Origin of the sequence: uncultured Roseovarius sp. (assembly GCF_963972555.1) — a bacterium.
Classification (GTDB): Bacteria; Pseudomonadota; Alphaproteobacteria; order Rhodobacterales; family Rhodobacteraceae; genus Roseovarius; species Roseovarius mucosus.
On record NZ_CAXAUM010000020.1, the window covers coordinates 38,611 to 61,989 of the forward strand.

General features: G+C 64.2%; 21 protein-coding genes. 10 read left to right on the forward strand and 11 right to left on the reverse strand.

From position 1 onward, the window contains the following. The first annotated feature begins 3 nt into the window (after nucleotides 1–3). Nucleotides 4–864, forward strand: coding sequence for a 3-keto-5-aminohexanoate cleavage protein (locus AACZ65_RS15855; protein WP_339672456.1), 861 nt, complete (start codon nucleotides 4–6; stop codon nucleotides 862–864). A 29-nt stretch (nucleotides 865–893) separates the two neighbouring features. Here the strand turns inward: AACZ65_RS15855 and AACZ65_RS15860 are convergent, their stop codons facing one another. Genes AACZ65_RS15860 through AACZ65_RS15870 form a run of 3 tightly spaced genes read right to left on the reverse strand, consistent with a single transcriptional unit; the run spans nucleotide 894 to nucleotide 3,876 of the window. Further along, a complete protein-coding gene (locus AACZ65_RS15860; protein ID WP_339672458.1) occupies nucleotides 894–1,571 on the reverse strand; it encodes an ABC transporter ATP-binding protein in 678 nt (225 codons plus the stop codon). Beyond that, complete coding sequence (locus tag AACZ65_RS15865) at nucleotides 1,568–2,773, reverse strand: ABC transporter permease (RefSeq protein ID WP_339672460.1); 1,206 nt, start codon at nucleotides 2,771–2,773, stop codon at nucleotides 1,568–1,570. The genes AACZ65_RS15860 and AACZ65_RS15865 overlap by 4 nt, the downstream gene beginning before the upstream one ends. Then, nucleotides 2,773–3,876 carry an efflux RND transporter periplasmic adaptor subunit gene (locus AACZ65_RS15870; protein ID WP_339672461.1) on the reverse strand — a complete coding sequence of 368 codons (1,104 nt, stop codon included), beginning with the start codon at nucleotides 3,874–3,876 and terminating at the stop codon, nucleotides 2,773–2,775. Before AACZ65_RS15870 ends, AACZ65_RS15865 begins: the two co-directional genes overlap by 1 nt. Nucleotides 3,877–4,131: 255 nt before the next feature. Between AACZ65_RS15870 and AACZ65_RS15875 the strand changes: the two genes are divergently transcribed. Beyond that, a complete protein-coding gene (locus AACZ65_RS15875; RefSeq protein ID WP_339672463.1) occupies nucleotides 4,132–5,163 on the forward strand; it encodes a proline racemase family protein in 1,032 nt (343 codons plus the stop codon). A gap of 39 nt (nucleotides 5,164–5,202) precedes the next feature. Here the strand turns inward: AACZ65_RS15875 and AACZ65_RS15880 are convergent, their stop codons facing one another. Both AACZ65_RS15880 and AACZ65_RS15885 read right to left on the reverse strand, forming a co-directional pair. Next, nucleotides 5,203–6,240, reverse strand: a complete 1,038-nt coding sequence (locus AACZ65_RS15880) for an Ldh family oxidoreductase (RefSeq protein WP_339672465.1) — start codon at nucleotides 6,238–6,240, stop codon at nucleotides 5,203–5,205. A gap of 29 nt (nucleotides 6,241–6,269) precedes the next feature. Further along, nucleotides 6,270–6,905, reverse strand: a complete 636-nt coding sequence (locus tag AACZ65_RS15885; RefSeq protein ID WP_297543110.1) for an XRE family transcriptional regulator — start codon at nucleotides 6,903–6,905, stop codon at nucleotides 6,270–6,272. Nucleotides 6,906–7,061: 156 nt separating this feature from the next. Between AACZ65_RS15885 and AACZ65_RS15890 the strand changes: the two genes are divergently transcribed. From AACZ65_RS15890 to AACZ65_RS15905, 4 genes are read left to right on the forward strand one after another with little or no spacing between them, the layout of a single operon-like run. Further along, nucleotides 7,062–8,762, forward strand: coding sequence for an aconitase family protein (locus tag AACZ65_RS15890; RefSeq protein ID WP_339672467.1), 1,701 nt, complete (start codon nucleotides 7,062–7,064; stop codon nucleotides 8,760–8,762). 40 nt (nucleotides 8,763–8,802) lie between these two features. Continuing rightward, nucleotides 8,803–9,762 carry a dihydrodipicolinate synthase family protein gene (locus AACZ65_RS15895; protein ID WP_339672469.1) on the forward strand — a complete coding sequence of 320 codons (960 nt, stop codon included), beginning with the start codon at nucleotides 8,803–8,805 and terminating at the stop codon, nucleotides 9,760–9,762. Beyond that, nucleotides 9,753–10,667 (forward strand): proline racemase family protein, encoded by a 915-nt coding sequence (locus AACZ65_RS15900; RefSeq protein ID WP_339672471.1) that lies wholly within the window; start codon nucleotides 9,753–9,755, stop codon nucleotides 10,665–10,667. Before AACZ65_RS15895 ends, AACZ65_RS15900 begins: the two co-directional genes overlap by 10 nt. Before the next feature lie 21 nt (nucleotides 10,668–10,688). Then, a complete protein-coding gene (locus tag AACZ65_RS15905; protein ID WP_339672473.1) occupies nucleotides 10,689–11,930 on the forward strand; it encodes an FAD-dependent oxidoreductase in 1,242 nt (413 codons plus the stop codon). Between the two features lie 129 nt (nucleotides 11,931–12,059). Here the strand turns inward: AACZ65_RS15905 and AACZ65_RS15910 are convergent, their stop codons facing one another. The 4 genes from AACZ65_RS15910 to AACZ65_RS15925 form a co-directional block, all read right to left on the reverse strand. Next, the gene (locus AACZ65_RS15910) at nucleotides 12,060–12,782 is read right to left on the reverse strand and encodes an amino acid ABC transporter ATP-binding protein (RefSeq protein WP_339672475.1); all 723 of its coding nucleotides are present in this window, start codon (nucleotides 12,780–12,782) and stop codon (nucleotides 12,060–12,062) included. Beyond that, a complete protein-coding gene (locus AACZ65_RS15915) occupies nucleotides 12,775–13,428 on the reverse strand; it encodes an amino acid ABC transporter permease (RefSeq protein WP_297543098.1) in 654 nt (217 codons plus the stop codon). Before AACZ65_RS15915 ends, AACZ65_RS15910 begins: the two co-directional genes overlap by 8 nt. A 12-nt stretch (nucleotides 13,429–13,440) precedes the next feature. After that, complete coding sequence (locus AACZ65_RS15920) at nucleotides 13,441–14,106, reverse strand: amino acid ABC transporter permease (protein WP_339672478.1); 666 nt, start codon at nucleotides 14,104–14,106, stop codon at nucleotides 13,441–13,443. Between the two features lie 75 nt (nucleotides 14,107–14,181). After that, entirely contained in the window at nucleotides 14,182–14,988 is an 807-nt protein-coding gene (locus AACZ65_RS15925; RefSeq protein WP_297543094.1) for a transporter substrate-binding domain-containing protein, read from the reverse strand. A gap of 176 nt (nucleotides 14,989–15,164) precedes the next feature. On the opposite strand from AACZ65_RS15925, the gene AACZ65_RS15930 reads away from it, so the two are divergent. Beyond that, nucleotides 15,165–16,679 (forward strand): aldehyde dehydrogenase (NADP(+)), encoded by a 1,515-nt coding sequence (locus tag AACZ65_RS15930; protein ID WP_339672481.1) that lies wholly within the window; start codon nucleotides 15,165–15,167, stop codon nucleotides 16,677–16,679. 70 nt (nucleotides 16,680–16,749) lie between these two features. Here the strand turns inward: AACZ65_RS15930 and AACZ65_RS15935 are convergent, their stop codons facing one another. After that, nucleotides 16,750–18,996: a DEAD/DEAH box helicase gene (locus tag AACZ65_RS15935; protein WP_339672483.1), complete on the reverse strand. Its 2,247-nt coding sequence runs from the start codon at nucleotides 18,994–18,996 to the stop codon at nucleotides 16,750–16,752. Nucleotides 18,997–19,170: 174 nt separating this feature from the next. On the opposite strand from AACZ65_RS15935, the gene AACZ65_RS15940 reads away from it, so the two are divergent. Next, complete coding sequence (locus AACZ65_RS15940; protein WP_339672485.1) at nucleotides 19,171–20,331, forward strand: M20 aminoacylase family protein; 1,161 nt, start codon at nucleotides 19,171–19,173, stop codon at nucleotides 20,329–20,331. 10 nt (nucleotides 20,332–20,341) lie between these two features. Here AACZ65_RS15940 and AACZ65_RS15945 read toward each other — a convergent pair whose 3' ends face one another. Then, complete coding sequence (locus AACZ65_RS15945; RefSeq protein WP_339672487.1) at nucleotides 20,342–21,703, reverse strand: cytochrome P450; 1,362 nt, start codon at nucleotides 21,701–21,703, stop codon at nucleotides 20,342–20,344. Between the two features lie 127 nt (nucleotides 21,704–21,830). Here AACZ65_RS15945 and AACZ65_RS15950 point away from each other — a divergent pair, with 127 nt between their 5' ends. After that, nucleotides 21,831–22,583 carry a hypothetical protein gene (locus AACZ65_RS15950; RefSeq protein ID WP_339672489.1) on the forward strand — a complete coding sequence of 251 codons (753 nt, stop codon included), beginning with the start codon at nucleotides 21,831–21,833 and terminating at the stop codon, nucleotides 22,581–22,583. An 85-nt stretch (nucleotides 22,584–22,668) separates the two neighbouring features. Further along, entirely contained in the window at nucleotides 22,669–23,187 is a 519-nt protein-coding gene (locus tag AACZ65_RS15955) for a hypothetical protein (RefSeq protein ID WP_339672491.1), read from the forward strand. Nucleotides 23,188–23,379: the final 192 nt, after the last annotated feature.

Here is a 23,379-nt window from a genome sequence, read left to right on the forward strand (position 1 = left end):
GACATGACCAAACCCTGCATCATCTGTGTGGCGATCACCGGCAGCCTGCCGCAGAAATCCGACAATCCGGCGGTGCCGATCACCGTGGCCGAACAGGTCGACTCCACCCATGAGGCCTACGAGGCCGGGGCCGCAATCGTCCACGCCCATGTGCGCAACGACGATGGCGCGCCCTCGTCCGACCCCGAGAAATTCGCCCGGCTCAAAGAAGGGATCGAGGCGCATTGCCCCGGCATGATCGTGCAGTTCTCCACCGGCGGGCGTTCCGGCGCGGGCCAGACGCGGGGCGCGATGCTCTCCTTGCGGCCCGACATGGCCTCGCTCTCGGTCGGCTCCAACAATTTCCCCACTCGTGTTTATGAGAACCCGCCCGATCTGGTCGATTGGCTGGCGGGGGAAATGCGCGCCCACGAGGTCAAGCCCGAGATCGAGGCGTTTGACCTGAGCCACATCCTCAAGGCCAAGGAAATGGCCCATCACGGTCTCCTCCTCGGCACGCCCTATGTGCAATTCGTGATCGGGGTGAAAAACGCCATGCCGGTCGACCGCGATGTGTTCGACTATTACATCCACACGGTCAAACGCCTGTTCGGCCCGGATGCGCCCTGGTGCGCGGCGGGGATCGGGCGACACCAGATCACGCTCAATGAATGGGCCGTGGCGGCGGGTGGGCATGCCCGCACCGGGCTCGAGGATAACGTGCGGCTGGATCGCGACACGCTGGCGCCCTCGAACGCCGCTCTGGTGCGCCGCGTTGTCGACATCTGCGCGCGTCACGACCGCCCTGTGGCCACCTGTGCCGAGGCGCGGCAGATGCTGGGTCTGCGCAATTCACAGGGTCTGGCGGACGGCAAGGCGGCCTAGTCCGATCGGGATTTGGCCGGTGCCGGGTGTCACCCCGTCACCTTGCCATCCCCCACCACGATCCGCCGCCGACAGAGTGATGCGATCTGATCGTCATGGGTCGAGATCAGGAATGTCGTGCCTTCTTCGCGGTTGATCTGGCCAATCAGCTCCATCACCTGCATGGCCGACAGGCGGTCCAGATTGCCCGTCGGCTCGTCTGCCAGCACGAGTTCGGGGCTGTTCATCAGCGCGCGTGCCACGGCCACGCGCTGCTTTTGCCCCCCAGAGAGATGGGTGGCGGGGAAATGGATCCGCTCCGCCAGCCCCATCCGCGCCAAGAGATCACGCCCGCGCGCCCGTGCCGGGGCGGTTTCCCGGCCTTCGCGGACAGCCGTCGGGAAAATCACATTCTCCAGCGCCGTGAAATCCGGCAAGAGATTGTGGAACTGAAAGACAAACCCGATATGGGCGTTGCGAAATTCGGTCAGCGCCCGATCGTCGGCGGCAATGAGGTCTTGACCCAGCATGACATGCTGGCCCGAGGTGGGTTTCATCAAGGTGCCAAGGATGGTCAGTAGCGTGCTCTTGCCCGATCCGGATGGTCCCAACAAAGCCGCCATTTCGCCCGCATCAAGCCGTAGGGATAGTCCGCGCAAGACGCGGGTCGCGGCCTCGCCGGTGCCAAAGGTCTTGACCAGATCGCGCACCTGCAGAAGCGCTGTCATTGGCCGATTGCCGTGACCGGATCGACCCGCGCCGCAGATCGCGCGGGCAGGATCGAGGCGAGGATGGCACCAATCACCGTCAGGGTAATGGCCAGCCCGTAAGAGCCCTGAGTGATGTCCATCGGCAGGGTGCCCGGCTTGAACGCTTCGCGCGGCGGGAAGGGCAGGAGGGCCAGATACCCGAGCCCCGCGCCCATGATCCCGCCCATCAATCCAATAAGCGCCCCTTGGGTCACAAAGACAAACACCACAAAACCGCGCCCCGCGCCCATCGCGCGCATGATCCCGATTTCCGGGCGGCGGCGGTAGGTCGAGAGCAAGAGCGCCGAGGCCACCCCGATCACGATTGTGATAAGCGCGAAGGTCTTGAGGAAATAGCCGGTCTGCGCCTGCGCGCTCAGCGCCTCCATCAACTGCTCTGCCCCGTCGGTCCAGGGCACCGCATCGAGCCCGGTCAGCCCGCGAATACGCAGCGCCGTGGCATCGGCGGCGTTGAGGTCAAAAAGCTTGATCTCGATCTGGCTCACACCTTGCGGCATGGCAAAGAGCGTGCGCGCGGTCGAGAGGCTGACAAAGGCGCGTGCCCCGTCCAAGGCGCCGTTGCCTGTCTCATAGATGCCGGAGAGTGTAAGCAGGGCCGTCACGCCCTCAGAGCTTTGCAGGCGCAGCGGCTGATTGAGCGACAGATCGAGATCATCGGCCAGTTCGCGCCCCAGCACGATCAGCCCCGCGCCCAGCCTCGCGCGCCCTTCGACCATATATCCCTCCAGATCGAGGATGGCGGATTCGCGCCCCGGCTCGACCCCGGTCACGCTGACCTGTTCGACCTGTGCGCCACGCGTCAGAAACCCGGCACCGGTGATCTGCGGCGAGACCGCTTTGACCCCTGGCACCGCCTCGATAAGGGGTAGCCAAGTCGCAGCCTCTGAAAGAGACGCCGTGCGGGTGCGCCCGCGTTCGGCAACCAGCAGCACATGGCCTGCGGGCGAGATCAAGAGGGCGGGGTCATCTGGTTCGGCCTCGATGGTGACATGCGATATATCGCCAACGGTGCGTGACAGGATGAATTGCGCCAAACCGCCAATCAGCGCCGACATGAAGATGAAGATAAAAACCCCAACCGCTACCCCAAGCACCAGAAGGGCTGTTTGCGCCTTGCCGGCGGTCAGATAGCGCGCGGCGATCTTGAGCGCGTAAAGCATCAGGGTTGCCCCGCTGTCACGGCCTGACCATCCGTGATGCCTGTGGCCTCGGTAATCAGCACTTCGCCCTCGGCCAGCCCCGCCGTGACGATCAGCCGGGCGGCGGGCCAATCCACCACGCTGACCGGCTGAAATCTGGCGGTGCCGTCGCGGAGCACGAAAACGCCCGGCGCGCCTGCGTCCGAAGTCAGCGCGGTGCGGGGCACGGTCAGGGCCGTGTCCCGCTGCTCTACGATGATGTTGGTGGCCACCGTCAGGCCCACCGGCGCAGTGACTGGCGTATCAAACGACAATTCGACCGCCAGCCCGCCGGTTGCGATGTCGACGCGCTGTGAGACATAGCTGACCCGCCCGGTGCGGGTCTGGGTTTCGCCGGCGAGTTGCAGGATGGCGGGCTGATTGAGGGCGATCTGGGTGGCGTAGGCCTCGTCCACATCCGCCTCGACCAAAAGCGCGCCGAGGTCGGCCAGGGTCAGGATCGGCGTGGCGGGGCTGACAAGCTGACCCTGCTCGACATCGAGCATCACGACGCTGCCCGCGACGGGCGCGCGGATCGTGTGGTTGGCCAAAAGGACGCGGGCCTGATCGAGCGCCGCGCTCAGGCGGGCAACCTCTTGGGTCGCCGCTTCGAGTTTGTAACCATAGGTGTCGCGCACCGAGCGGGCGATTGTCGTGCTCAGAGAGGCTGCGCGGTCAAACTCGGCCTGTGCTTCGCGCTGCGCATCGCGGGCGGCATCGAGGGCAGCTTGTGCCTGGCGCACGCTGGCGCGTTGCGCTTCGGCATCAACCTGCGCAAGCAGTTGACCTGCCGTGACCTTGTCACCCTCGGCCACGGGCAGGGCGACGAGCGTGCCGGTGACAGGGGCTGTCACCTCGACCGAACTGACCGCCGCAATCCGGCCATTGACCGCCAACACACGAGTAACAGGGGCGAGCGTTGCCGTCTCGACCGCAACAAGCGGGGGGCGGGTCATCAAGACCTGCGCCGCGATCAGCCCCGCCACGGCCAGGCCGAACAGCACAGCCGCGCCCCAGAGCCATCGACGCCGCGAGGGTCGCGCAGGCGCGTCTTGTCGGGCAGGGGTCTGATCCGCCGGGGCCAAACGGGGCTCCTTCGCTTGGGGCAAAAACTGCCGTGATGGCGGATATGGCACCGCCTTCTCTTCCTCCAGTATAGGCGGGCAAACCGCGGCTGCCTTGACGTGGATCAGCGACGGGGACGAACTGCGCACCCGTCCATTGACCCATGCATCCACGCGGGGCATAACCGGCGTAAAGGGGCGGTATCAGGCCGCTTTTTCCGTGTCATGCTGCCCGACCGATCAAGGTTGGGGTAGCCAGAACCATAGAGTCGGACCATGCGCAGCAGCAAGATCATCCACGTCGTTTCCTGTCATGCCGAAGGCGAGGTGGGGGATGTCATCGTGGGCGGCGTGACACCGCCGCCCGGCGCCACGATCTGGGAGCAGCGCAAATGGATCGCTGAGGATCAGACGCTGCGCAATTTCATGCTGAACGAGCCGCGCGGCGGGGTGTTCCGGCATGTCAACCTGCTCGTGCCGCCCAAGCACCCCGAGGCACAGGCCGCCTGGATCATCATGGAGCCCGAGGATACGCCGCCGATGTCCGGGTCGAACTCGATCTGCGTGTCCACCGTGTTGCTGGACAGCGGAATCCTTCCCATGCAAGAGCCGGTGACGCATATGGTGCTTGAGGCGCCGGGCGGCCTCGTGCGGGTGCGCGCCGAGTGCGCCAATGGCAAGGCCGAGCGTATTTTCGTCGAGAACCTGCCCTCCTTTGCCAGCCGTCTGGGCGTGCTGCTCGACGTGCCGGGGCTGGGGCGGATCACCGTGGATACGGCCTTTGGCGGGGATAGTTTCGTGGTGGTCGATCCGGTGGCCCTTGGGGTGGACCTGATCGAGGATAACGCGCGCCAGATTGCGGAACTGGGTATCCGCATCACCAATGCCGCCAACGCGCAGTTCCGGTTCGAGCATCCCGAGAAACCCGATTGGGCGCATCATTCGTTCTGCCTCTTTGCCGGGCCGATCACGCGCGAGGGGACTGCCTTGCGCGCGCAATCGGTGGTGGCGATCCAACCCGGCAAGCTCGACCGCTCTCCGACCGGCACGGCGGTCTCGGCGCGCATGGCGATTCTGGCCGCGCGGGGCGAGATGGGCGAGGACGACCGCTTTACCGGCGTGTCGATCATCGGATCAGAGTTTCACGGCCGGATTCTGGGCCGGGTGCAGGTTGGCGAGCTTGACGCCATCCGCCCCGAAATCAGTGGGCGGGCGTGGATCACCGGCACGGCACAGCACATGCTGGACCCCAGCGATCCCTGGCCGGGCGGCTATCGGCTCTCGGATACATGGCCACGGATCGGTTGAGGTCGCAGCGCGCAGGGCGCGCCAACAAGGCCCCTGCACTCAACTCTCGACCGCTGCAAGTCCCTCGGCCTCGAACCGTGCCAATTGCGCCAGTTCCGCATCGCTGAGCGCGATGCCCTCTCGCAAGGACGCCTCGCGCGCCGCAAAGCGACGCTCTGAGGGCAGGCGCGCGCCTTGGCCGCTGATGGCGGTCAACAGCCGCTCGCCCTCGGCAATGGGATCACGCCCGCTGCGCGCGGCAAAGCGGACCGGATCAAGGGCCAGAACCAACGCCCCATGCCGTGGGAGCAGGGCAGTGCCGCCGGAAAACTCCAGCGCTTCCTTGCTCATGAATTCGCCCAGCATGGCACCAGCCAGCAATTCGACCATGGTCGAAATTGCAGATCCCTTGTGCCCGCCAAAGGGCAGCATCGCACCCGCGAGCGCCGCTTCTGGATCGGTGGTCGGATGGCCGTCGTGGTCCATGGCCCAGCCTTCGGGGATGGGGGTGCCAGCGCGGCGGTGCAACTCGATCTCGCCACGCGCGGCGACGCTGGTCGCGAAATCGAACACATAGGGATGAGGGCCGGGGCGCGGCCAGCCAAAGGCAATCGGGTTTGTGCCCAAAAGCGGCTCCTTGCCGCCCGTGGGGGCGACGGACGAATAGCTGGGGCACATCGACAGGGACGCAAGGCCCCGTGCCGCCAAGGCCTCGACATCATGCCAGAGCGCCGAGAAATGCAGGCAATCGCGGATCACGAGGGCGGCCAGCCCCGAGTCGCGCGCGCGGGCTGCCAGCGCGTCCACCGCCGCGTCAAAGGCCGGGTTGGAAAAGCCGCCGTTCGCATCCACCTCGATCACCGCGAGGCCCGTATCATGCAGCATCGGCACCGCATCCGGCACCACCTTTCCCGCCGCGATCACCCGCAAGCAGCCTTCGATCCGGTAGATGCCATGCGATTTGCAATGATCCCGCTCGCCCGCGACGATCACCCGCGCCACCGCTGCGGCACTCTCGGGGCGCACGCCTGCGTTCTCGAAAATCGACGTCACCCGCGCCAGGAGGTCATCAACGGAAATCACGTTCGGCTCAGCCATGCGGGCGGCTCCTTCAGGATCAAGAGGTCTTATTTGTCGACATCGGTATAGGTGCAGGCCCAGAACACCTTGGTCTCGGTGTCATCGAGCGCGCGCAACCCGTGTTTGATCGTGCTGTCGAAATAGGCGCAATCGCCGGGCTCCATGATCACCGGCTCGTAATGCTCCACCGTCAGTTCGACCCGCCCCGACAGCACATAGAGCGTTTCTTCGCCGTCATGCGATTCCAGCTCATCGCGCGTGAGCGGCGCGCGTTTTTCGACCAGCGTGACCAGTGGGATGATCTTTTTCTCGGCCAGCGCGTTGCACAGCACCTCATATTCGAAGTTCTTGGCGCGCACCTTGCGCCCTTGACCTGCGCGCGTCACGGTCATGCGGGTGGTTTGCGTGGCGTCGTGGTCGGCGGAAAAGAGCCGCTCCATGCCGATGTCATAGGCGCGGGCGATCTTGATCAGGTTCTCATAGCTGGGCGAGACACGCCCGTTCTCGATCTTGTGGATCGTCGACAGGGCAAGGCCCGTGCGTTGTGCTGCCACTTCGAGCGTATAGCCGCAGGCCTGTCGGACCGCCTTCATGCGGGCACCCAGATCGGCGCGCAATTGGTGGCGCTCGACGTCCCAATCATCTGCTGCGTTCTCGGTTGAGGTTTTTTCCGTTTCGGCCATAATTTTTCTTTTCTTACCAACCGTGATTGTTTAAGCATATTTTTACGTTGGGCACAACAGTAGCAATCGACGGTGCGCAAGGGGAGACCGAATATCGGAGTTTTCCGAAATCCCTGCCGAACCGCGTCAGAACAGACTTCAAAAAAGGGTGATCTCATGCCGGACCTGATTGTCGCCGCCGAGGTTGAGGGGCCGATCCTGCTCTGCGACGAGGGGTTGAGTGTCTGGGGCGGTGTCGATCCCCTCAGCGGGCGGATCATCGACGCGCATCACCCGCAGCAGGGGCAATCTCTGGCCGGTCATGTCGTGATGATGCCGACGAGTCGCGGCTCTTGCACCGGGAGTGGCGTGCTCTTGGGTCTGGCCTTTGCCGGCACTGCGCCCAAGGCGCTGATTTTCCGCGAGGGCGAGGACATCCTGACATTGGGTGCCCTCGTGGCCACGCGGCTGTTTGATCGGCCCATCGCCGTTCTGCGTCTCTGTGGTACCGATTATGACCGCCTGGCGCAGCACTCCCACGCCACAATCACCGCCACGCATCTGCGCGCGGGCGATCTGGCGTTGCCGCTGACCTCCGTTGCCTCCGAGGGTCTGACGCTTTCGGACGTGGACCGTGCCTTTCTGGCCGGGGATCATGGCGCGGCGGCGCAATTGGCGATGGAGATCATCACGACGCTGGCCGCCGCCCAAGGCGCGCCCAGCCTGACCGATGTCAGCCGTGTGCATATCGACGGCTGCATTTATGCCAGCCCCGCCTTTCTGACCTTTGCCCGCGCCATGGCGGACAAGGGCGGGCGCGTGCGGGTGCCCACCACGATGAACGCCATTTCCGTCGATCACGCCAATTGGCGTGCGCAAGGCGTGTCCGAGGCATTCGGCCTGCCTGCCAGCCAATTGGCCGATGCCTATGTCGAAATGGGCGCGCGCCCCAGCTTCACCTGTGCGCCCTATCTGCTCGAGGACAAGCCGGTCGCGGGCGAGGATATCGCCTGGGCCGAAAGCAATGCCGTGATCTACGCCAACACGGTTCTGGGCGCGCGCACCGTGAAACATGCCGATTTCATGGACCTCTGCATCGCGCTCACAGGGCGCGCCGCACGTGCGGGCGTCTATCTGGACCAGAACCGCGCTGCCCGCCGGATCATCGACATCGACGTGCCCGAGGGCATTGACGATGCCTTTTGGCCGATGCTGGGCTGGATCGTGGGGCAGGTGGCCCCGGATCGTATCCCGCTCTTGCGTGGGCTCGAGGGGCTGCATCCTTCCGACGATGATCTCAAGGCGCTTTGCGCGGCCTATGGCACCACCTCTGCCTCACCGATGATGCATATCAAAGGGATCACGCCCGAGGCGGATATGCCCCCCGCGCCCGAGGCCGATCACGCCCGCATCACGGTGCAGGATTTCGCGCAGGCTTGGCAGGGGTTCAATCAGGGCGCCGACAAGGTGGATCTGGTCGCCCTCGGCAGCCCGCATTTTTCCGCCGCCGAAAGTGCCGTCTTTGCCGATCTGATGGAGGGCCATCATGTCCACCCGGATGTTACCACGATCATTACGCTCGGGCGCGGCACCCTGACCACCATCACCGCCAATGGCGTCAAGGCGCGGCTCGAGGCCGCTGGCGTGACCATCGTGCCCGACATCTGCTGGTGCTCGATCTCCGAGCCGGTCTTTCCGCCCTCGGCAGAGGTCCTGATGACCAATTCCGGCAAATACGCGCATTACGCGCCGGGTCTGAGCAACCGCGCCGTGCGCTTCGGCTCTCTGGCGCAATGCGCGCAAACCGCGCAAACTGGCACGGCCCCCATCAACCCGCCGCCGTGGATCGCCGCGGCTCTGGCCCCTGCCGGCCACTAACCGCCGCAATCAAACGACACGCACCCAAAGGAGTTCCCCCATGAAGAAAGACGTCTTTCACGGCACCATCCCCGCCCTGCTGACCCCCTGCACCCCGGATCGCAAACCCGATTTCGACGCGCTGGTGCGCAAGGGGCAAGAAATGATCGCGGCGGGTATGTCGGGCGTGGTCTATTGCGGCTCTTGCGGCGACTGGCCGCTCTTGACGGATGCCGAGCGCATGGAGGGGGTCGCGCGCCTGACGGCGGCGGGCGTGCCCGTGGTCGTGGGCACCGGTGCCATCAACACCAAATCCGCCGTGGCCCATGCCGCCCACGCGCAAGAGGTGGGTGCCGCGGGCCTCATGGTCATCCCGCGCGTTCTGTCGCGGGGGCTGTCGGTGGCCGCGCAGCGCAACCATTTCAAGGCCATTCTGGATGCCGCCCCGGATGTGCCCGCCATCATCTACAACAGCCCCTATTACGGCTACGCCACCAAGGCCGATCTCTTCTTCGCCCTGCGCGCCGAGCACAAGAACCTCATCGGGTTCAAGGAATTCGGTGGCAAGAATGATCTCAGCTACGCCGCCGAACACATCACCCACCAGGATGATGACGTGCTCCTGATGGTGGGCGTCGATACCGAGGTCTATCACGGCTTTGTCAAATGCGGGGCGGTGGGGGCCATTACCGGCATCGGCACCATCTTCCCCAAAGAGGCGCTCTTGCAGGTGGCCCTGTCGCGTCGCGCGGCGACGGGCTGCCCCGAGGCCGATCAGCGCGCGCGCGAACTGGCGGATGCGCTGCATGTCATCGCCAAGTTCGACGAGGGCGTCGATCTCGTGCTCTATTTCAAACATATGATGGTGCTGAAGGGCGAAGAGGAATACCGCCTCAACATCAATGAAACCGATGCGCTTTCGCCCTCTCAGGCGCGCTTCTGCGAGGCGCAGTTCCACCAGTTCAACACATGGTTCGCCACTTGGGTGAAACAGGGCGGGGTGATCGCTGAATGCATGTGATCGACAGCCACACCGGCGGCGAGCCGACGCGCGTGATCCTCGACGGGGGGCCGAACCTTGGGTCTGGTCCCCTGTCCGAGCGTGCGCGGCTCCTCGCCTCAGAGCATCGCGAGTTCTATCAATCGGTCAGCCTCGAGCCGCGGGGCCAGGTGGCGATGGTCTGCGCCCTTCTGGTGCCGCCCACCGATTCGACCTGTGTCACCGGCGTGATCTATTTCGATGCCGAGGCGGTCCTGGGCATGTGTGGTCATGGCACCATCGGTCTTGTCGTGACGCTGGCGCATATGGGCCGGATCAAACCGGGCACGCATCGGATTGAGACACCCGTGGGCATTGTCACCGTCGATCTCATCGACGCCAATACCGTCACCGTCACAAATATCGAGAGCCGCCGCACCCATACCGGCGTCACGGTCGAGATTGAGGGTATCGGCACGGTCTCTGGCGATGTGGCCTATGGCGGCAATCTCTTTTTCCTTGTCGATCCCAGCCCCGTTCCCGTCCATTCCGGCAATATCCGGGCGCTGACCGATGCCACCATCGCGGTGCGAGAGGCGGTGCAGGCGCAGGGGATCGACGTGGATCACGTGATTTTCTACGGCCCCTCCGACGATCCGCAGGCCCATAGCCGCAATTTCGTCCTCTGCCCTGACAATGCCTATGATCGCTCGCCCTGTGGCACCGGCTGTTCGGCGCGTCTGGCTTGTCTCGCGGCCGAGGGGCGGCTGGACGCGGGGCAAGAGATTGTGCAGGAAAGCGTGATCGGTAGCACCTACCGGCTGTCCTATGCTCCCGGTCCGGACGGTGGCGTGATCCCCTCGATCACCGGGCGCGCCTATGTCATGGCCGACAGCACGCTCCTCTTCGATCCCAACGATCCGTTCCGCAACGGCATCCGTCTTTGACCCTTACGGCAAAGGTGCCCCATGGCGCGCTCTGAAATCCTTGTCATCGGTGCCGGTATCATCGGCGTCACAACTGCGCTTGCGCTGCAACGCGATGGCCATGCCGTGCGCATCCTCGACCGCAAGGGCGTCGCCGCCGAGACATCGCGCGGCAATGCCGGGGCCTTTGCCTATACCGACATCGAACCGCTGGCGACGCCCGGCATTCTGCGCAAGGCGCCGAAATGGTTGCTCGATCCGCTGGGGCCCCTGTCCATCCCGCCGGCCTATGCGCTGCCGCTCCTGCCGTGGATGCTGCGCTTCTGGCGGGCAAGCTGGCGGGATCGCTACGCGGCGGCGGTGGCGGCACAGGCCAGCCTGATGCACCAGTCCCGCGCCGCTCTGGAGCGGTTGATCGCGGATGTGTCAGGCGAGCCGCTGATGCGCCGCGAGGGGCAGTTGCAGGTCTACGAGGGCGAGGCCGCCTATCGCGCCAGCCTTCCGGCATGGGACCTGCGCCGCCAGCATGGCGTGCGCTTCGACCTCTTGCAAAGCCCCGGTGCCCTGGCCGAGATTCAGCCCGGTCTCAGCCCGCGCTTCACCCATGCGGGCTATACACCCGACTGGATGAACACCGTCGATCCGGCGCGCTGGACCGAACATCTGGCACAACAGTTTGTGGCCGCAGGCGGGCAGATCGACATCGCCGATGTCCGCGCGCTGCGGCAGGTGGGCGAGGGCGTCGAGGTCGAGACCGCCACCGGCAGAATCCGCGCCGATCAGGTCGTCTTGGCGGCGGGGGCCTGGTCGCACCATCTCGCGCGCAGCTTGGGCGACACGATCCCGCTCGAAACCGAGCGCGGTTATAACACCACCTTTCCCACAGCCAGCTTCGATCTGCGCACCCATGTGACCTTTGCCGATCACGGCTTTGTCGTGTCGAAAATCGGCGACGGGCTGCGCGTGGGCGGGGCGGTGGAACTGGGAGGCTTGCGCCGCGCGCCCAATTACAAGCGCGCCGAAACGCTCTTGCGCAAGGCGTGCGATTTCCTGCCGGGGTTTGACCCGCAGGGTGGCACGCAATGGATGGGCTTTCGCCCGTCGCTGCCCGACAGCCTGCCGATCATTTCACGCGCGCCGCGCGCCGACCGGGTGATCTATGCCTTTGGGCATGGGCATCTGGGGCTGACGCAATCGGCGGGCACGGCGGAATTGGTGGCGGCCCTTGCCGCCCGCCGCGATCCGGCGATTGCGCTCACTCCGTTCGACGCACGCCGCTTCTAGAGCAGGGGGCGTCTGCTTGCCTTCTCATCGCCCCGGCCCCCGAACCGGGGCCTCCATCCTGCCTTGGCAAGGTCCCGGGTCCAGCCCGGGACGTGTGCGGTGTCGATCGCTGCGCCGTCGCCAGCCCGCTCAGCGCACGTTGGCGAGGAACTTTTGCGTCTCCGGATGCTGCGGATCGTTAAAGAGCTGATCCGGCGCACCAATCTCGGCCATGATCCCCTGGTGAAAGAACGCCACCCGGTTCGATACATCGCGGGCAAACCCCATTTCATGCGTGACGCAGATCATGGTCATGCCTTCTTCGGCCAGCATCTTGAGGGTTTCCAGAACCTCGCCCACAAGCTGCGGATCAAGCGCCGATGTCACCTCGTCAAAGAGCATGTAATCAGGCGACATCGCCAGCGCGCGCGCAATCGCCATGCGCTGCTGCTGCCCGCCCGACAGGCGCGAGGGATAGGTCGTCAGCTTGTCACCCAGGCCCACATGGCGCAATTGCTTTTCGGCAATCGCCTCGGCCTCTGCCTTGGCCATGCCCAGCACCTTGCGCGGGGCGAGGGTGACATTCTCCAGCACTGTCAGATGCGGAAAGGCGTTCCATTGCTGAAACACGATGCCCACCTTGCGCCGCAGCTTGTTCAGATTGGTGGATTTGGCATGCACCTCGGTGCCGTCGATGGTGATCCGCCCGGAATCAATCGGCTCCAGCCCGTTGATGCAGGTCAGAAGGGTCGATTTGCCCGACCCTGAGCCGCCGATGACGGTCACGACTTCGCCGCGCTGCACCGTCAGGTCGATCCCCTTGAGAACCTCCAGATCGCCAAAGGATTTGCGGACATTCTGGATCTCAATCATTGGACCACCTTTTTTCGAGATAGCCGCCGAAACGGGCAAGCGGGAAGCTGATGACAAAATAGAACGCACCGCAGATCAGCAGCAGGAACAGCGGCTCTTGCAGGCGCGTGATGAGGATTTGAGTGGACTTCAACAGTTCCGTAACCTGCACCACATACACGAGGGCCGAGTCCTTCATCACCCCAAGCGCCAGACCGATCCACGACGGCAGCGCCACGCGCGTTGCCAGCGGCAGGACGATATAGCGCATGTCCTGCCCCCATGTGAGGCCAAGGGACCGCGCCGCACGGCGGGTGATTTCCGGAACCGCATCAATGCCGCCGCGCACGATCTCGGCGCAATAGGCCGAGGTGTAGAGCGACAGTACGATGCAGGCGACGGTAAAGCCGGAAATCTGGAGTTGCAGCACCATGCCCACAAAGGCATTGCCCAGAACAAGCTGGATCAGCAGCGGCACCGAGCGGAAGATATCCAGCACAAAGGTCAGCGGCGCAGACCAGATCGGACCAAGCTGCACCCGGATCACCCCAAAGAGGATGCCCAAGAGGGTGCCGATGATCACAGAAATCGCGGTGACAAGGATCGTGATCCCGGCACCCTTGGCGAGAAACACGAGGTCATTGGCGGTGAGGGCGGTGTCAAACATGCGCGTGCCCTCTCAATACCGGAACAGCCGCGCCGCAATCAGGCGGCCGCCGAGGGTGATGGTTTTCGTGATCAGGTAAAAGATCACGGCGGCCAGAGCGAAAAGCTCGAAGGTGCGGAAGGTCAGCGCATTGAGATCCTGCGTCACCCCGTAAAGATCGCTGTTCATACCCACGGTCACGCCCAGCGAGGTCATGAGGATCGCCCAGACCATCTGGTTGGTCATCGGCAGGAACGAGATCCGCAGCATCTGTGGCGCGATGATATAGCGAAAGGACTGCAGTTGCGTCAGGCCCAGCGACCGGCCCGCCCGCGTCTGTGTATCCGGAATGGCCTTGAGCGCGCCGCGAAAATTCTCGGTCAGATAGCCCGCGTTGTTAAAGGTAATGCCGATCAGGATCGACACGAAAGGGCTGAAATGGATGCCGAAACTGGCCACGCCGAAATGCGCCATGTAGATTTGAAACAGGGCAGGGGTATTGCGCGCGATTTCGACCCAAGTGGTCGCAAAGGCCATCAGCGGGCGTGATCCCGACAACCGAAAGACGGTGAGCAGGATCGCCAGCGCGATGCCGAGAGCCATAGACAGGACCGCGATCTCCATCGTGACCAGCGCCCCATCGAGCATCTGCGGCAAGCGGTTGAACGCCTGTTTCCATTGGAAAGTATAGTCGAACATCAGTTCACCCTGCCCCTTGGTGAAATAGCAATTGGCGGCGCGGGGTATCCGCGCCGCCAATCCTTGCGCAGGCTATCAGCGATAGGTGTTCGGCACCACCAGTTTCGGCACTTCGCCGCCAACCCACTTCTCATACAGCTCGTCATACCGGCCGGTGCGCACCTGCTGGTTCACGAAGAGATTGAGATAGTTGAGAAAGCCATATTCGTCCCGCTTGGCAAAAAGCGCCACATAGTCGGTGTCGAACGGGGCAAAGCCCACCACGGAGATGTCCTTGTAGTTGCCCGACTGCACATTGGCCTGCGCCACGGTCGAGGTCGAGACGGTGGCGTCAAGCTGACCCTGGCTCAGTGCCAGGAACACATCGGCCTGCGTCTGGTAGGGGCGGAATTCGCCCTCGCCCCATTCCTTGACCTGCGCCTCGAGCGCGATCGCCTCATAGGTGCCTGCAACCGCGCCCACGGTGTGGCCCTTCATCCCCTCGTAAGAGGTGATACCGGTGCCGCTATTGGCGGTCACGGCCATTTCAAAGGCGAAATAGGGGATCGAGAAGCCGACCGTCTTGGCCCGCTCCAGCGTGTCCGAGGTCGAGGCCACGCCCACATCGACACGGCCCGACATCAGCGCCGGAATACGCTCGGGGAAGGGGGTTTCGACGATCTCGGCCTCGACGCCGAGGGCTGCAGCCAGATCGTTGCAGTAATCGACGTCAAAGCCGATGGGCACGTTGTTGGCATCGCGCATCCCCATGGGTGGGAAGTCGAGCACGACCGCGCAGCGCAAGGTGCCAGAAGAAATGATGTCGTCAAGCTTGTCCGCCTGAGCAGTGCCGGCGATGCTGGTCATACCCAGCAGGGCGGCAAAAAGTGCCGTTTTTTTCATTGGTGGAGCCCTCTCTGTTGATTCTTCGCTCAGCATGAGGCCTTTGGTTCTTTTTTGCAATAATTTTCCTAAAAGAAAAATACTGGCATGTCGGGAAAAAAATCGTTAAGCCGTGAAAATCCCGCATCGAGCGCCAGATCGCGTTCGGTCATTCCTATGGACTGAAAGGATTTCCCATGAGTTTCGCACCGCATGGCAAGCATCTCATCGCAGGCGCATGGATCGGCACACCGGAGACATTCCTGTCCGATCCGGTAGAGGGCGCGGCGCGGGCATTTTCCGTGGGCACGCCAGAGCTTGTGGATCAGGCCTGCCGCGCCGCAGAAGAGGCGTTCTGGGTCTATGGGGCCAAATCCCGCGCCGAGCGGGCGCAGTTCCTGAACACCATCGCCGATGAGATCGAGGCGCGCGGCGCAGAGATCTCAGAAATCGGTACGCAGGAAACCGGCCTGCCTGCCGCGCGGCTGGAGGGCGAACGCGGGCGCACCACCGGGCAATTGCGCCTCTTTGCCGACCATATTCTTAAGGGCGATTACCTCGACCGCCGCCATGATGCGGCGCTGCCGGATCGCAAACCCCTGCCGCGCCCCGATCTGCGGATGATGCAGCGGCCCATCGGGCCGGTTGCGGTCTTTGGCGCGTCGAATTTCCCGCTCGCCTTCTCCACGGCGGGTGGCGACACGGCGGCGGCGCTTGCGGCGGGCTGCCCGGTGGTGGTCAAGGGCCACGGCGCGCATCCCGGCACGTCCGAGCTGGTGGCCGAGGCAATCCATGCCGCGATTGCCGCTTGCGCAATGCCTGCGGGGGTATTCAGCCTCGTGCAGGGGGGCAATCGCGCGGTGGGGCACGCCTTGGTTCAGCATCCGCTGATCCGCGCCGTGGGCTTTACCGGCTCGCTGGCGGGGGGGCGGGCGCTCTTTGATCTTTGCGCGGCACGGCCCGATCCGATCCCCTTCTTCGGCGAATTGGGCAGCGTCAACCCGATGTTCCTCTTGCCAGAGGCAATGGCCGCGCGCGGTGCCTCCATCGCGACGGGCTGGGCCGGGTCGCTGACCATGGGCGCAGGCCAGTTCTGCACCAATCCTGGCATCGCGGTGGTGATCAAGGGACCAGAGGCCGACGCCTTTGCCGAGGCGACCCGCGCAGCCCTCAGCGAGAGCGGGGCGCAGGTGATGCTGACAACCGGAATCGCTGCGGCCTATGCGACGGGCGCGGCTGAGATGGGCGCGCAATCGGGCGTGCAAGACCTCTTGACCGCGATGTGTGACCAGCGTCAGGCCAAGCCCTTTCTCTACCGGGTCGCGGCTCGGGACTGGCTCGCCAATCATGCCCTCAGCGAAGAGGTGTTCGGCCCGCTCGGCCTGATCGTCGTGGCCGAGAATACCGAGGAAATGCTCGCCGTCGCGCAGAGCTTCACGGGTCAGTTGACCGCCACCTTGCATATGGATGCCGCCGATACCGACATGGCCCGCCGCCTCTTGCCGGTGCTGGAACGCAAGGCCGGTCGTGTGCTGGCCAACGGTTTCCCGACCGGGGTCGAGGTCTGCGATTCCATGGTCCATGGCGGGCCGTATCCGGCCTCAACCAATTTCGGTGCAACCTCGGTCGGCACCCTGTCGATCCGCCGTTTCCTGCGTCCCGTGTGCTATCAGAACATCCCCGAGGGCCTCTTGCCCGAGGATGCGCACTAACCGTCACGATCACGCAAACGCGCAGGCCGGGAAAATCCCGGCCTGATGCTTTTCAAACAGTTGGATGCGCTTATGGCTTGCCGCGCTTGGGCGGGGTGGTGCCGCCGAAACCGGCGCGGGTCTTGGGCGGAGCACCCTTGCCCTTGGGTTTTCCTGCGCCGGGTTTCCCGGCCGCGCCTTTCCCCGCGCCCGGCTTGCCGGGCTTTTTCGCCGCTCCGGGCGGCACAAAGCGCTTGGAGGTGTCGGCTGCCAGATTTGGTCTTGGCGCGGCGGGTTCCGCATCGCGCGGTGCCGGGCGGGCACGCAGCTTGTCAAAGGGTTTGTCCGACGATTTCGCCCCCGGTTTCCCAAAGGACTTGGGGGTGGGTTTGCCCTCGGCCTTGCCATAGGGTTTTCCAGGTTTGCGATCCCCTGCAGTTTTGCCAAAGGGCTTGCTTGCGGGCTTTCCGGCGGGTTTGTCACCCGACCACGGTTTTTTCGCGGGTCGCGGCGCATCGCCAGCCTCTGCGCGCGGCTTGCGGTAGGGGGTGACAGTGCCATCCTCGACCGCGCGGGCCATCGCGGCGGGCGGTGCGCCTGCCGGTTTCGGACGCGGCTTGGGGGCAGGGCGCGGGGCGTTGTCGCGAGGGGCATGATGCTCGCGGGATGTCTTTTGCTCACGTGGCGCACGGGCCGGACGATCCTCACGCGGGGCGCGGGGGGATCGTTCGGGGCGGTCCGCGCGCGGGGCAGGGGCAAACTCGGGGGCTTTGTCCAAGGCGCGGGCGCTGATGCCCTCATCCAATTGCCCGCCGTCGCCAAGGGCTGACATGAACCCCGGAACGGCGGCTTCGGCCAGTTCGACAAAGGTCTCAGACGCCTGCACGCGAATGGCACCAATCGCGGATTTGTCGAGATTGCCGGCCCGGCACAAGAGCGGCAGCAACCAGCGCGCCTCGGCCCGGTCATTGTTGCCAACTGACAGTGCGAACCAGCGGCTTGGTCCAAAGGCCGAGCGTTCGCGTGCCGGGGCGGGTGTGCCGGGCGCGCTCAGTTCCTCGGGCGCGGACCAGCGCGATTTATAAAGCCGCAGATAGGCGGCGGCGATCACCTCGGGGCTGTGCAGCGCCAGCAGTTCGGCGGCAAAGGCGCCTTCGGTCTCGGACGGGGTTTCGGACCAGACCGGATCGGACAAGAGCCGCTCCCGATCCTTTGCTTCGATATCCTCGGGCGTGGGCGGCGTGGTCCATTCGGCGGTGATCTTCGCGAATTTGAGCAGGCGCTCGGCCTTGTTGACCGACTTGACCGGCACGATCAGGGCAGAGATACCCTTGCGCCCGGCGCGTCCCGTGCGGCCCGAGCGGTGCAAGAGGCCTTCGGAATTGGTGGGCAATTCGGCATGAACCACCAGATCGAGATTGGGCAGGTCGATGCCGCGCGCCGCCACATCGGTGGCCACGCAGACCCGCGCGCGCCCGTCGCGCATCGCTTGCAGGGCATGGGTGCGCTCGGACTGGCTGAGTTCCCCCGAGAGCGAGACCACGGCAAAGCCGCGATTGGAGAGGCGCGCCGTCAGCCGGGCCACCATGGCGCGCGTATTGGCGAAAACGATGGCATTCTGCGCATCGTGATAGCGCAAGAGGTTGATCACCGCTCCTTCGGCATCCTGTGGCGAGACGGTCAGCGCCTGATAGGCGATATCGGCATGCTGCTTGGCCCCGGTCAGGGTGGTCACGCGATGCGCATCGCGTTGGAACTTTTCCGCCAGCTTGGCGATCATCGGCGGCACGGTGGCGGAAAACATCAGTGTGCGGCGATCTTCGGGGGCTGCGGCCAGCATGAATTCGAGGTCTTCACGAAAGCCGAGATCGAGCATTTCGTCGGCTTCGTCGAGCACGATGGCGCGCAGGCTGGTCATGTCGAGCGCGCCGCGGTTGATGTGGTCACACAGACGTCCGGGCGTGCCCACCACGATATGCGCGCCGCGTTCCAGCGCGCGGCGCTCGTCGCGGGCGTCCATGCCACCCACACAGGTGACGAGCCGCGCACCGGCCTCTGCGTAAAGCCAGCTCAGTTCACGCATCACCTGCAACGCCAGTTCCCGCGTCGGTGCCACGATCAGCGCAAGCGGTGCTGCGGCAGGCGGCAGGCGGTCTTCGCCGCCCAGCAGTGTGGGCGCAATCGCAAGCCCAAAGCCCACGGTCTTGCCCGATCCGGTCTGGGCCGAGACCAACAAGTCAGAGCCAGACAGCGCGGGGTCCGTCACCGCCTCTTGAACAGGTGTCAGTGTTTCATAGCCGCGCGCGGCAAGGGCATTGGAGAGGGCAGGCAGGATCATGAGGGAGGTCGGTTCCGAAAAAGGGGTGCGGCTTGCGCGTCAAGCCGCGACGCATAGCTCAGTCACGCGCAGTTGTATACGGCAAATGCGCCAGCGGGGCAGCGCCCCTTGTGGTCGCACCGGGATTGCGCCACGGTAGGGCAAACCCCGAATTTGCGAACAGGAGGCTGACCGATGCCCGTCAAGAACCGCTTTGCCGAATTGCACTCTGACATAACAGAATGGCGGCGCGACATCCATGCTCATCCCGAAATCCTCTATGAGACCCATCGCACCAGTGCGCTTGTCGCGGAGAAGCTCAAGGCGTTCGGATGTGACGAGGTGGTGACAGGCATTGGCCGCACCGGCGTCGTGGGGGTGATCAAGGGGCGCAGCACGTCCTCGGGGCGTGTGATCGGCCTGCGCGCCGATATGGACGCACTGCCCATCCATGAGGCGACGGGCGTCGATTATGCCAGCAAGACCCCCGGCGCGATGCATGCCTGCGGCCATGACGGGCATACCGCCATGCTGCTCGGCGCGGCGCAGTATCTGGCCGAGACCCGCAATTTCGATGGCACTGCCGTCGTGATCTTTCAACCTGCTGAAGAGGGCGGGGCAGGCGGGCGCGAGATGTGCGAGGATGGCATGATGGACCGGTTCGGCATTCAAGAGGTCTACGGCATGCACAACTGGCCGGGCCGTCCCGTCGGCAGCTTTGCCATCCGCCCCGGTGCCTTCTTCGCCGCGACCGACCAGTTCGACATTGCCCTCACCGGCAAGGGCGGGCACGCCGCCAAACCGCACGAGACCGTGGACACGACCGTCATGGCCGCGCATCTGGTCACGATGCTGCAGACGATTGCCAGCCGCAATGCCGATCCGGTGGATCAGGTGGTGGTGTCGGTCACGTCGTTTCAAACCTCTTCGACCGCGTTCAACGTGATCCCTCAGGGCGTACATTTGCGCGGGACAGTTCGTACCATGAGTCCGCAAATGCGTGACCTGGCCGAGACCCGCATTCGTGCCCTCTGCGAGCATGTGACAGCAGGTTTCGGTGGTCGCGCCGCGGTCAGCTATTACCGGGGCTATCCGGTGATGATCAACCACGACGAACAGACCGAGTTTGCTGCGTCAGTGGCGGCCAAGGTCAGTGGTGGGTGCGATGAGGCGCCCTTGATCATGGGCGGCGAAGATTTCGCCTTCATGCTCGAAGAGCGCCCCGGTGCCTATATCCTCGTGGGCAATGGCGACACAGCGATGGTCCACAGCCCCGATTACAACTTCAATGACGAGGCGATCCCGGCTGGCTGCAGCTGGTGGGCAGGAATCGTGGAAGAGCGGATGCCGGCCTGAGGCGCGCCGATCACATCGGCTCGGCCATCAGCCACACCCCACCCTGAGGTCGCAGCGTCAGGATCATCACCGGGTCGGGGTCACGCCCCGGCACCGGGGTGAACCGGAACCGGGAAAGCAGGGTGGCAAGGATGATCACCGCTTCCTGCAGCGCGAAACTGGCCCCGATGCAGATGCGCGGCCCGTCGCCAAAAGGCAGATAGGCGTAGCGCTCTATCGTCTTGCGGTCGGCAAAGCGGTCCGGATCGAACCGGTTTGGCTCTGGCCACAACAGGTGGTTTCGGTGAAGCGCGTATATCGGAATAATCACGGTATCACGGGGCCTTATCTCGCGCCCACAGAGCGTATCGGCCACCTGCGCGGTGCGCGATATGATGCCCGCAGGCGGATAGAGGCGCAGGGCCTCGTCGATGATCTGGCGGATATAGGGCAGGCGGGCAACATCCGCGCCGGTGGCGGCGCGCCCGCCAAGCACGGATTGCGCCTCGGCGCGGGCGCGGTCCTGCACGGCCTGGTCATAGGCGCAGAGATAGAGCGACCAGCCCAGTGTCAGCGCCGTCGTTTCGTGCCCCGCGACGATGAAGGTCAGCAGGTTATCCCGCAACTCGGGCGTGCTCATCTGGCGTTTCGTCTCCGGGTCCTCGCCCTCGAGCAAGAGATCGAGAAGATCTGGCACGCCCTCGGACCCGCGCTTGCGCCGGGCCTCCACAGCCTCGTCGGCCACGCGTTTCATCTCGGCCACGGTGCTGCCCGACATCACCCGCCCCGGACGCGGCACCCAGTCCGGAAACCCGAGAATGTCAAAGAGCGAGATCTTGCCCGCCTCGGCAATATAGGCGTCGATGCCGCGATGTACGGCGTTCACGTCGAACATGCCGTCGCCGGAAAAGGTCACATCTGCGATCACATCAAAGGTGGTGCGCACCATCTCGGCGGCCATATCCACCGCACGCGGGCCTGCTGCCGCCACACGTGCCGCGCTCCGTTCTGCGGCGGCGCTCATGATCGGCGCAAGATTCATCACGTTGCGATGCGAAAAGACCGGCGCCGCTGTGCGTCGCTGCCACCGCCAATGCGCGCCCTCGGCGATAAAGAGCGACTCGCCGATGGCGGGGCGTAGAAGGTTCTTGGTGACAATGGATTTTGGGTAGTTATCGAGTTCCTCCAAGAGCATCCGCCGGATTGCGCCGGGATCCATCACCATGTGCCAACGCTTGCCGGTGCGACCCGAGACCATGGGTTGCCGCGTTGCAATCTCGGGGATGATCGACAGGATATTGCGCCGCGCCGCCTTGAGGCTGGCCAGCACGCCCATGGGCTCTGTCACCAAGGGCACATGCACGGGCGGGCGGTCGAGTGTCTGTTGGGGCATCGGGGGCATTGGGCACCTCTAGGCAAGTGCCCCTTAGATAGGGCACGGGTGGTGCGGGGGCAAATGATTGCGCAGGCGCCTTGTCTGGGCTATCCCAGCCCGAACTGTCACACTTGGGGAATTCCTGATGATCCGTTTTCTCGCGCTCTTCGGGCTTGTCCTGATGGCCGCCTGCACAAATCCCAATGACCTTGATGAGGCTCCGGCCTATCTGGGCAATTTCCATCTGGGGCATAATGTTGTGGTGGCCCCGAACCTGACCAAGGGCCCCGCATCGCGCGAGGCGTCCAAGGAGGAATGGATCGCCGCGATGACCGAGGCGATGACGGATCGGTTCGGGCGCTACGAGGGCACCAAACTCTATCATATTGGGGTGAGTGTCGAAGGTTATGTGCTGGCCATTCCGGGCGTTCCGCTGGTTGCGTCGCCGAAATCGGCGCTGATCCTGAATGTCACCGCTTGGGATGATGCCAAGGGCGGCAAGCTCAACACCAAGCCGCATCTGGTGACAGTGGTCGAGAGCTTTTCCGGCAATACCTTCCTTGGCTCGGGCCTGACCCAGAGTAAGGAAACCCAGATGCTGAACCTAAGCCGCAATGCCGCCAAGCAGATTCAGAACTGGCTGGTGCAGCAGAATAACGAGTTTGGCTGGTTCGAAGACGATGGCTTGCCCGCGAATGACAAGGAGCGCCCCGAGGCGCGGGAGGAAGCAGCACCTCAGGGTGAGACCCCAAAGGCCGAGGCGCCCACCGTTGCGGCCACTGAATCCGGGGATTCGCCCGTACCGACCCAGACGGAAACCCCGAACGCCGCCGATCTGGCCAACGCCGCGGCCGAAGTGATCGAGGAACCGGAGGTCGTCCCGCCGCCCGAAGAATAAGCGGGCGCGCGCGCGCCTGAATGCGCCTTGCGGGCATCAAGTGGCTTTGCTAAGGCGTGGCGAAAAGTTGTAAGGTTTTTTTTCCATGAAATTCAATGCTATCACGATCATGGCGGGCGCGCTCGCTCTGCTGTCCGCCTGCACCGCACCTCAACAGCAGTTGACGAAGGCAGGCGAAGCACTTGATGTCGTCGCCGTCAAGGTGGATGCATCCCGCGCGAAGAAAACGTTTGGTTCTGCGTTCAGCCTCGATGTGGACCGTGCCGAGGAAATCGCAGAGAAGGTCATCGCGGCGCGTCTTGAGGCCGTCGATACTGAGGGCGCGTTGCCGGTTACTGTCGATCTCGACCTCGAGATGCTCTATCTCGCGGGAGGAGTTTATGCGTTGCTTGGCTCGACCACGAGTGGATCGAGAGGGACGCTGAGTGTGACACGGCAAGGCACGGATACGCCGCTCTTGGCCGAGACGGCGCTTTCCGCGACTGGTGAACGCCGTTTCGGCGGTCTCGCCGGTGTCGTGTTTGTCAAAGGACAGGAGACCGAAATGGCGCAGGTTTCCTCAAGCTTCGCCGAGAAGATCAGCTTGGCTCTTTTCGGTCGTTGAGGGGCGGTCTCGGAACGGACCCCGACGGCCAAGGGCCCAAGCCAAGACCCGCTTGATTTCCCCGTGATAACCCAATAAACCGCGCGCGATGAAACTCGGGCCACCCTGGCCCCCCAACTGACAAGGCGTCCTGAGATATGGCAAAGGAAAAGTTTGCACGTAACAAGCCGCATGTGAACATCGGCACGATCG

Coding starts and splice junctions, on each gene's coding strand:
- AACZ65_RS15855 (WP_339672456.1), top strand. CDS start 4: ATGACCAAACCCTGCATCATCTGTGTGGCGATCACCGGCAGCCTGCCG.
- AACZ65_RS15890 (WP_339672467.1), top strand. CDS start 7,062: ATGCCGGACCTGATTGTCGCCGCCGAGGTTGAGGGGCCGATCCTGCTC.
- AACZ65_RS15950 (WP_339672489.1), top strand. CDS start 21,831: ATGATCCGTTTTCTCGCGCTCTTCGGGCTTGTCCTGATGGCCGCCTGC.
- AACZ65_RS15900 (WP_339672471.1), top strand. CDS start 9,753: ATGCATGTGATCGACAGCCACACCGGCGGCGAGCCGACGCGCGTGATC.
- AACZ65_RS15955 (WP_339672491.1), top strand. CDS start 22,669: ATGAAATTCAATGCTATCACGATCATGGCGGGCGCGCTCGCTCTGCTG.
- AACZ65_RS15935 (WP_339672483.1), bottom strand. CDS start 18,996: ATGATCCTGCCTGCCCTCTCCAATGCCCTTGCCGCGCGCGGCTATGAA.
- AACZ65_RS15930 (WP_339672481.1), top strand. CDS start 15,165: ATGAGTTTCGCACCGCATGGCAAGCATCTCATCGCAGGCGCATGGATC.
- AACZ65_RS15905 (WP_339672473.1), top strand. CDS start 10,689: ATGGCGCGCTCTGAAATCCTTGTCATCGGTGCCGGTATCATCGGCGTC.
- AACZ65_RS15915 (WP_297543098.1), bottom strand. CDS start 13,428: ATGTTTGACACCGCCCTCACCGCCAATGACCTCGTGTTTCTCGCCAAG.
- AACZ65_RS15865 (WP_339672460.1), bottom strand. CDS start 2,773: ATGCTTTACGCGCTCAAGATCGCCGCGCGCTATCTGACCGCCGGCAAG.
- AACZ65_RS15910 (WP_339672475.1), bottom strand. CDS start 12,782: ATGATTGAGATCCAGAATGTCCGCAAATCCTTTGGCGATCTGGAGGTT.
- AACZ65_RS15920 (WP_339672478.1), bottom strand. CDS start 14,106: ATGTTCGACTATACTTTCCAATGGAAACAGGCGTTCAACCGCTTGCCG.
- AACZ65_RS15880 (WP_339672465.1), bottom strand. CDS start 6,240: ATGGCTGAGCCGAACGTGATTTCCGTTGATGACCTCCTGGCGCGGGTG.
- AACZ65_RS15860 (WP_339672458.1), bottom strand. CDS start 1,571: ATGACAGCGCTTCTGCAGGTGCGCGATCTGGTCAAGACCTTTGGCACC.
- AACZ65_RS15885 (WP_297543110.1), bottom strand. CDS start 6,905: ATGGCCGAAACGGAAAAAACCTCAACCGAGAACGCAGCAGATGATTGG.
- AACZ65_RS15925 (WP_297543094.1), bottom strand. CDS start 14,988: ATGAAAAAAACGGCACTTTTTGCCGCCCTGCTGGGTATGACCAGCATC.
- AACZ65_RS15940 (WP_339672485.1), top strand. CDS start 19,171: ATGCCCGTCAAGAACCGCTTTGCCGAATTGCACTCTGACATAACAGAA.
- AACZ65_RS15945 (WP_339672487.1), bottom strand. CDS start 21,703: ATGCCCCAACAGACACTCGACCGCCCGCCCGTGCATGTGCCCTTGGTG.
- AACZ65_RS15895 (WP_339672469.1), top strand. CDS start 8,803: ATGAAGAAAGACGTCTTTCACGGCACCATCCCCGCCCTGCTGACCCCC.
- AACZ65_RS15875 (WP_339672463.1), top strand. CDS start 4,132: ATGCGCAGCAGCAAGATCATCCACGTCGTTTCCTGTCATGCCGAAGGC.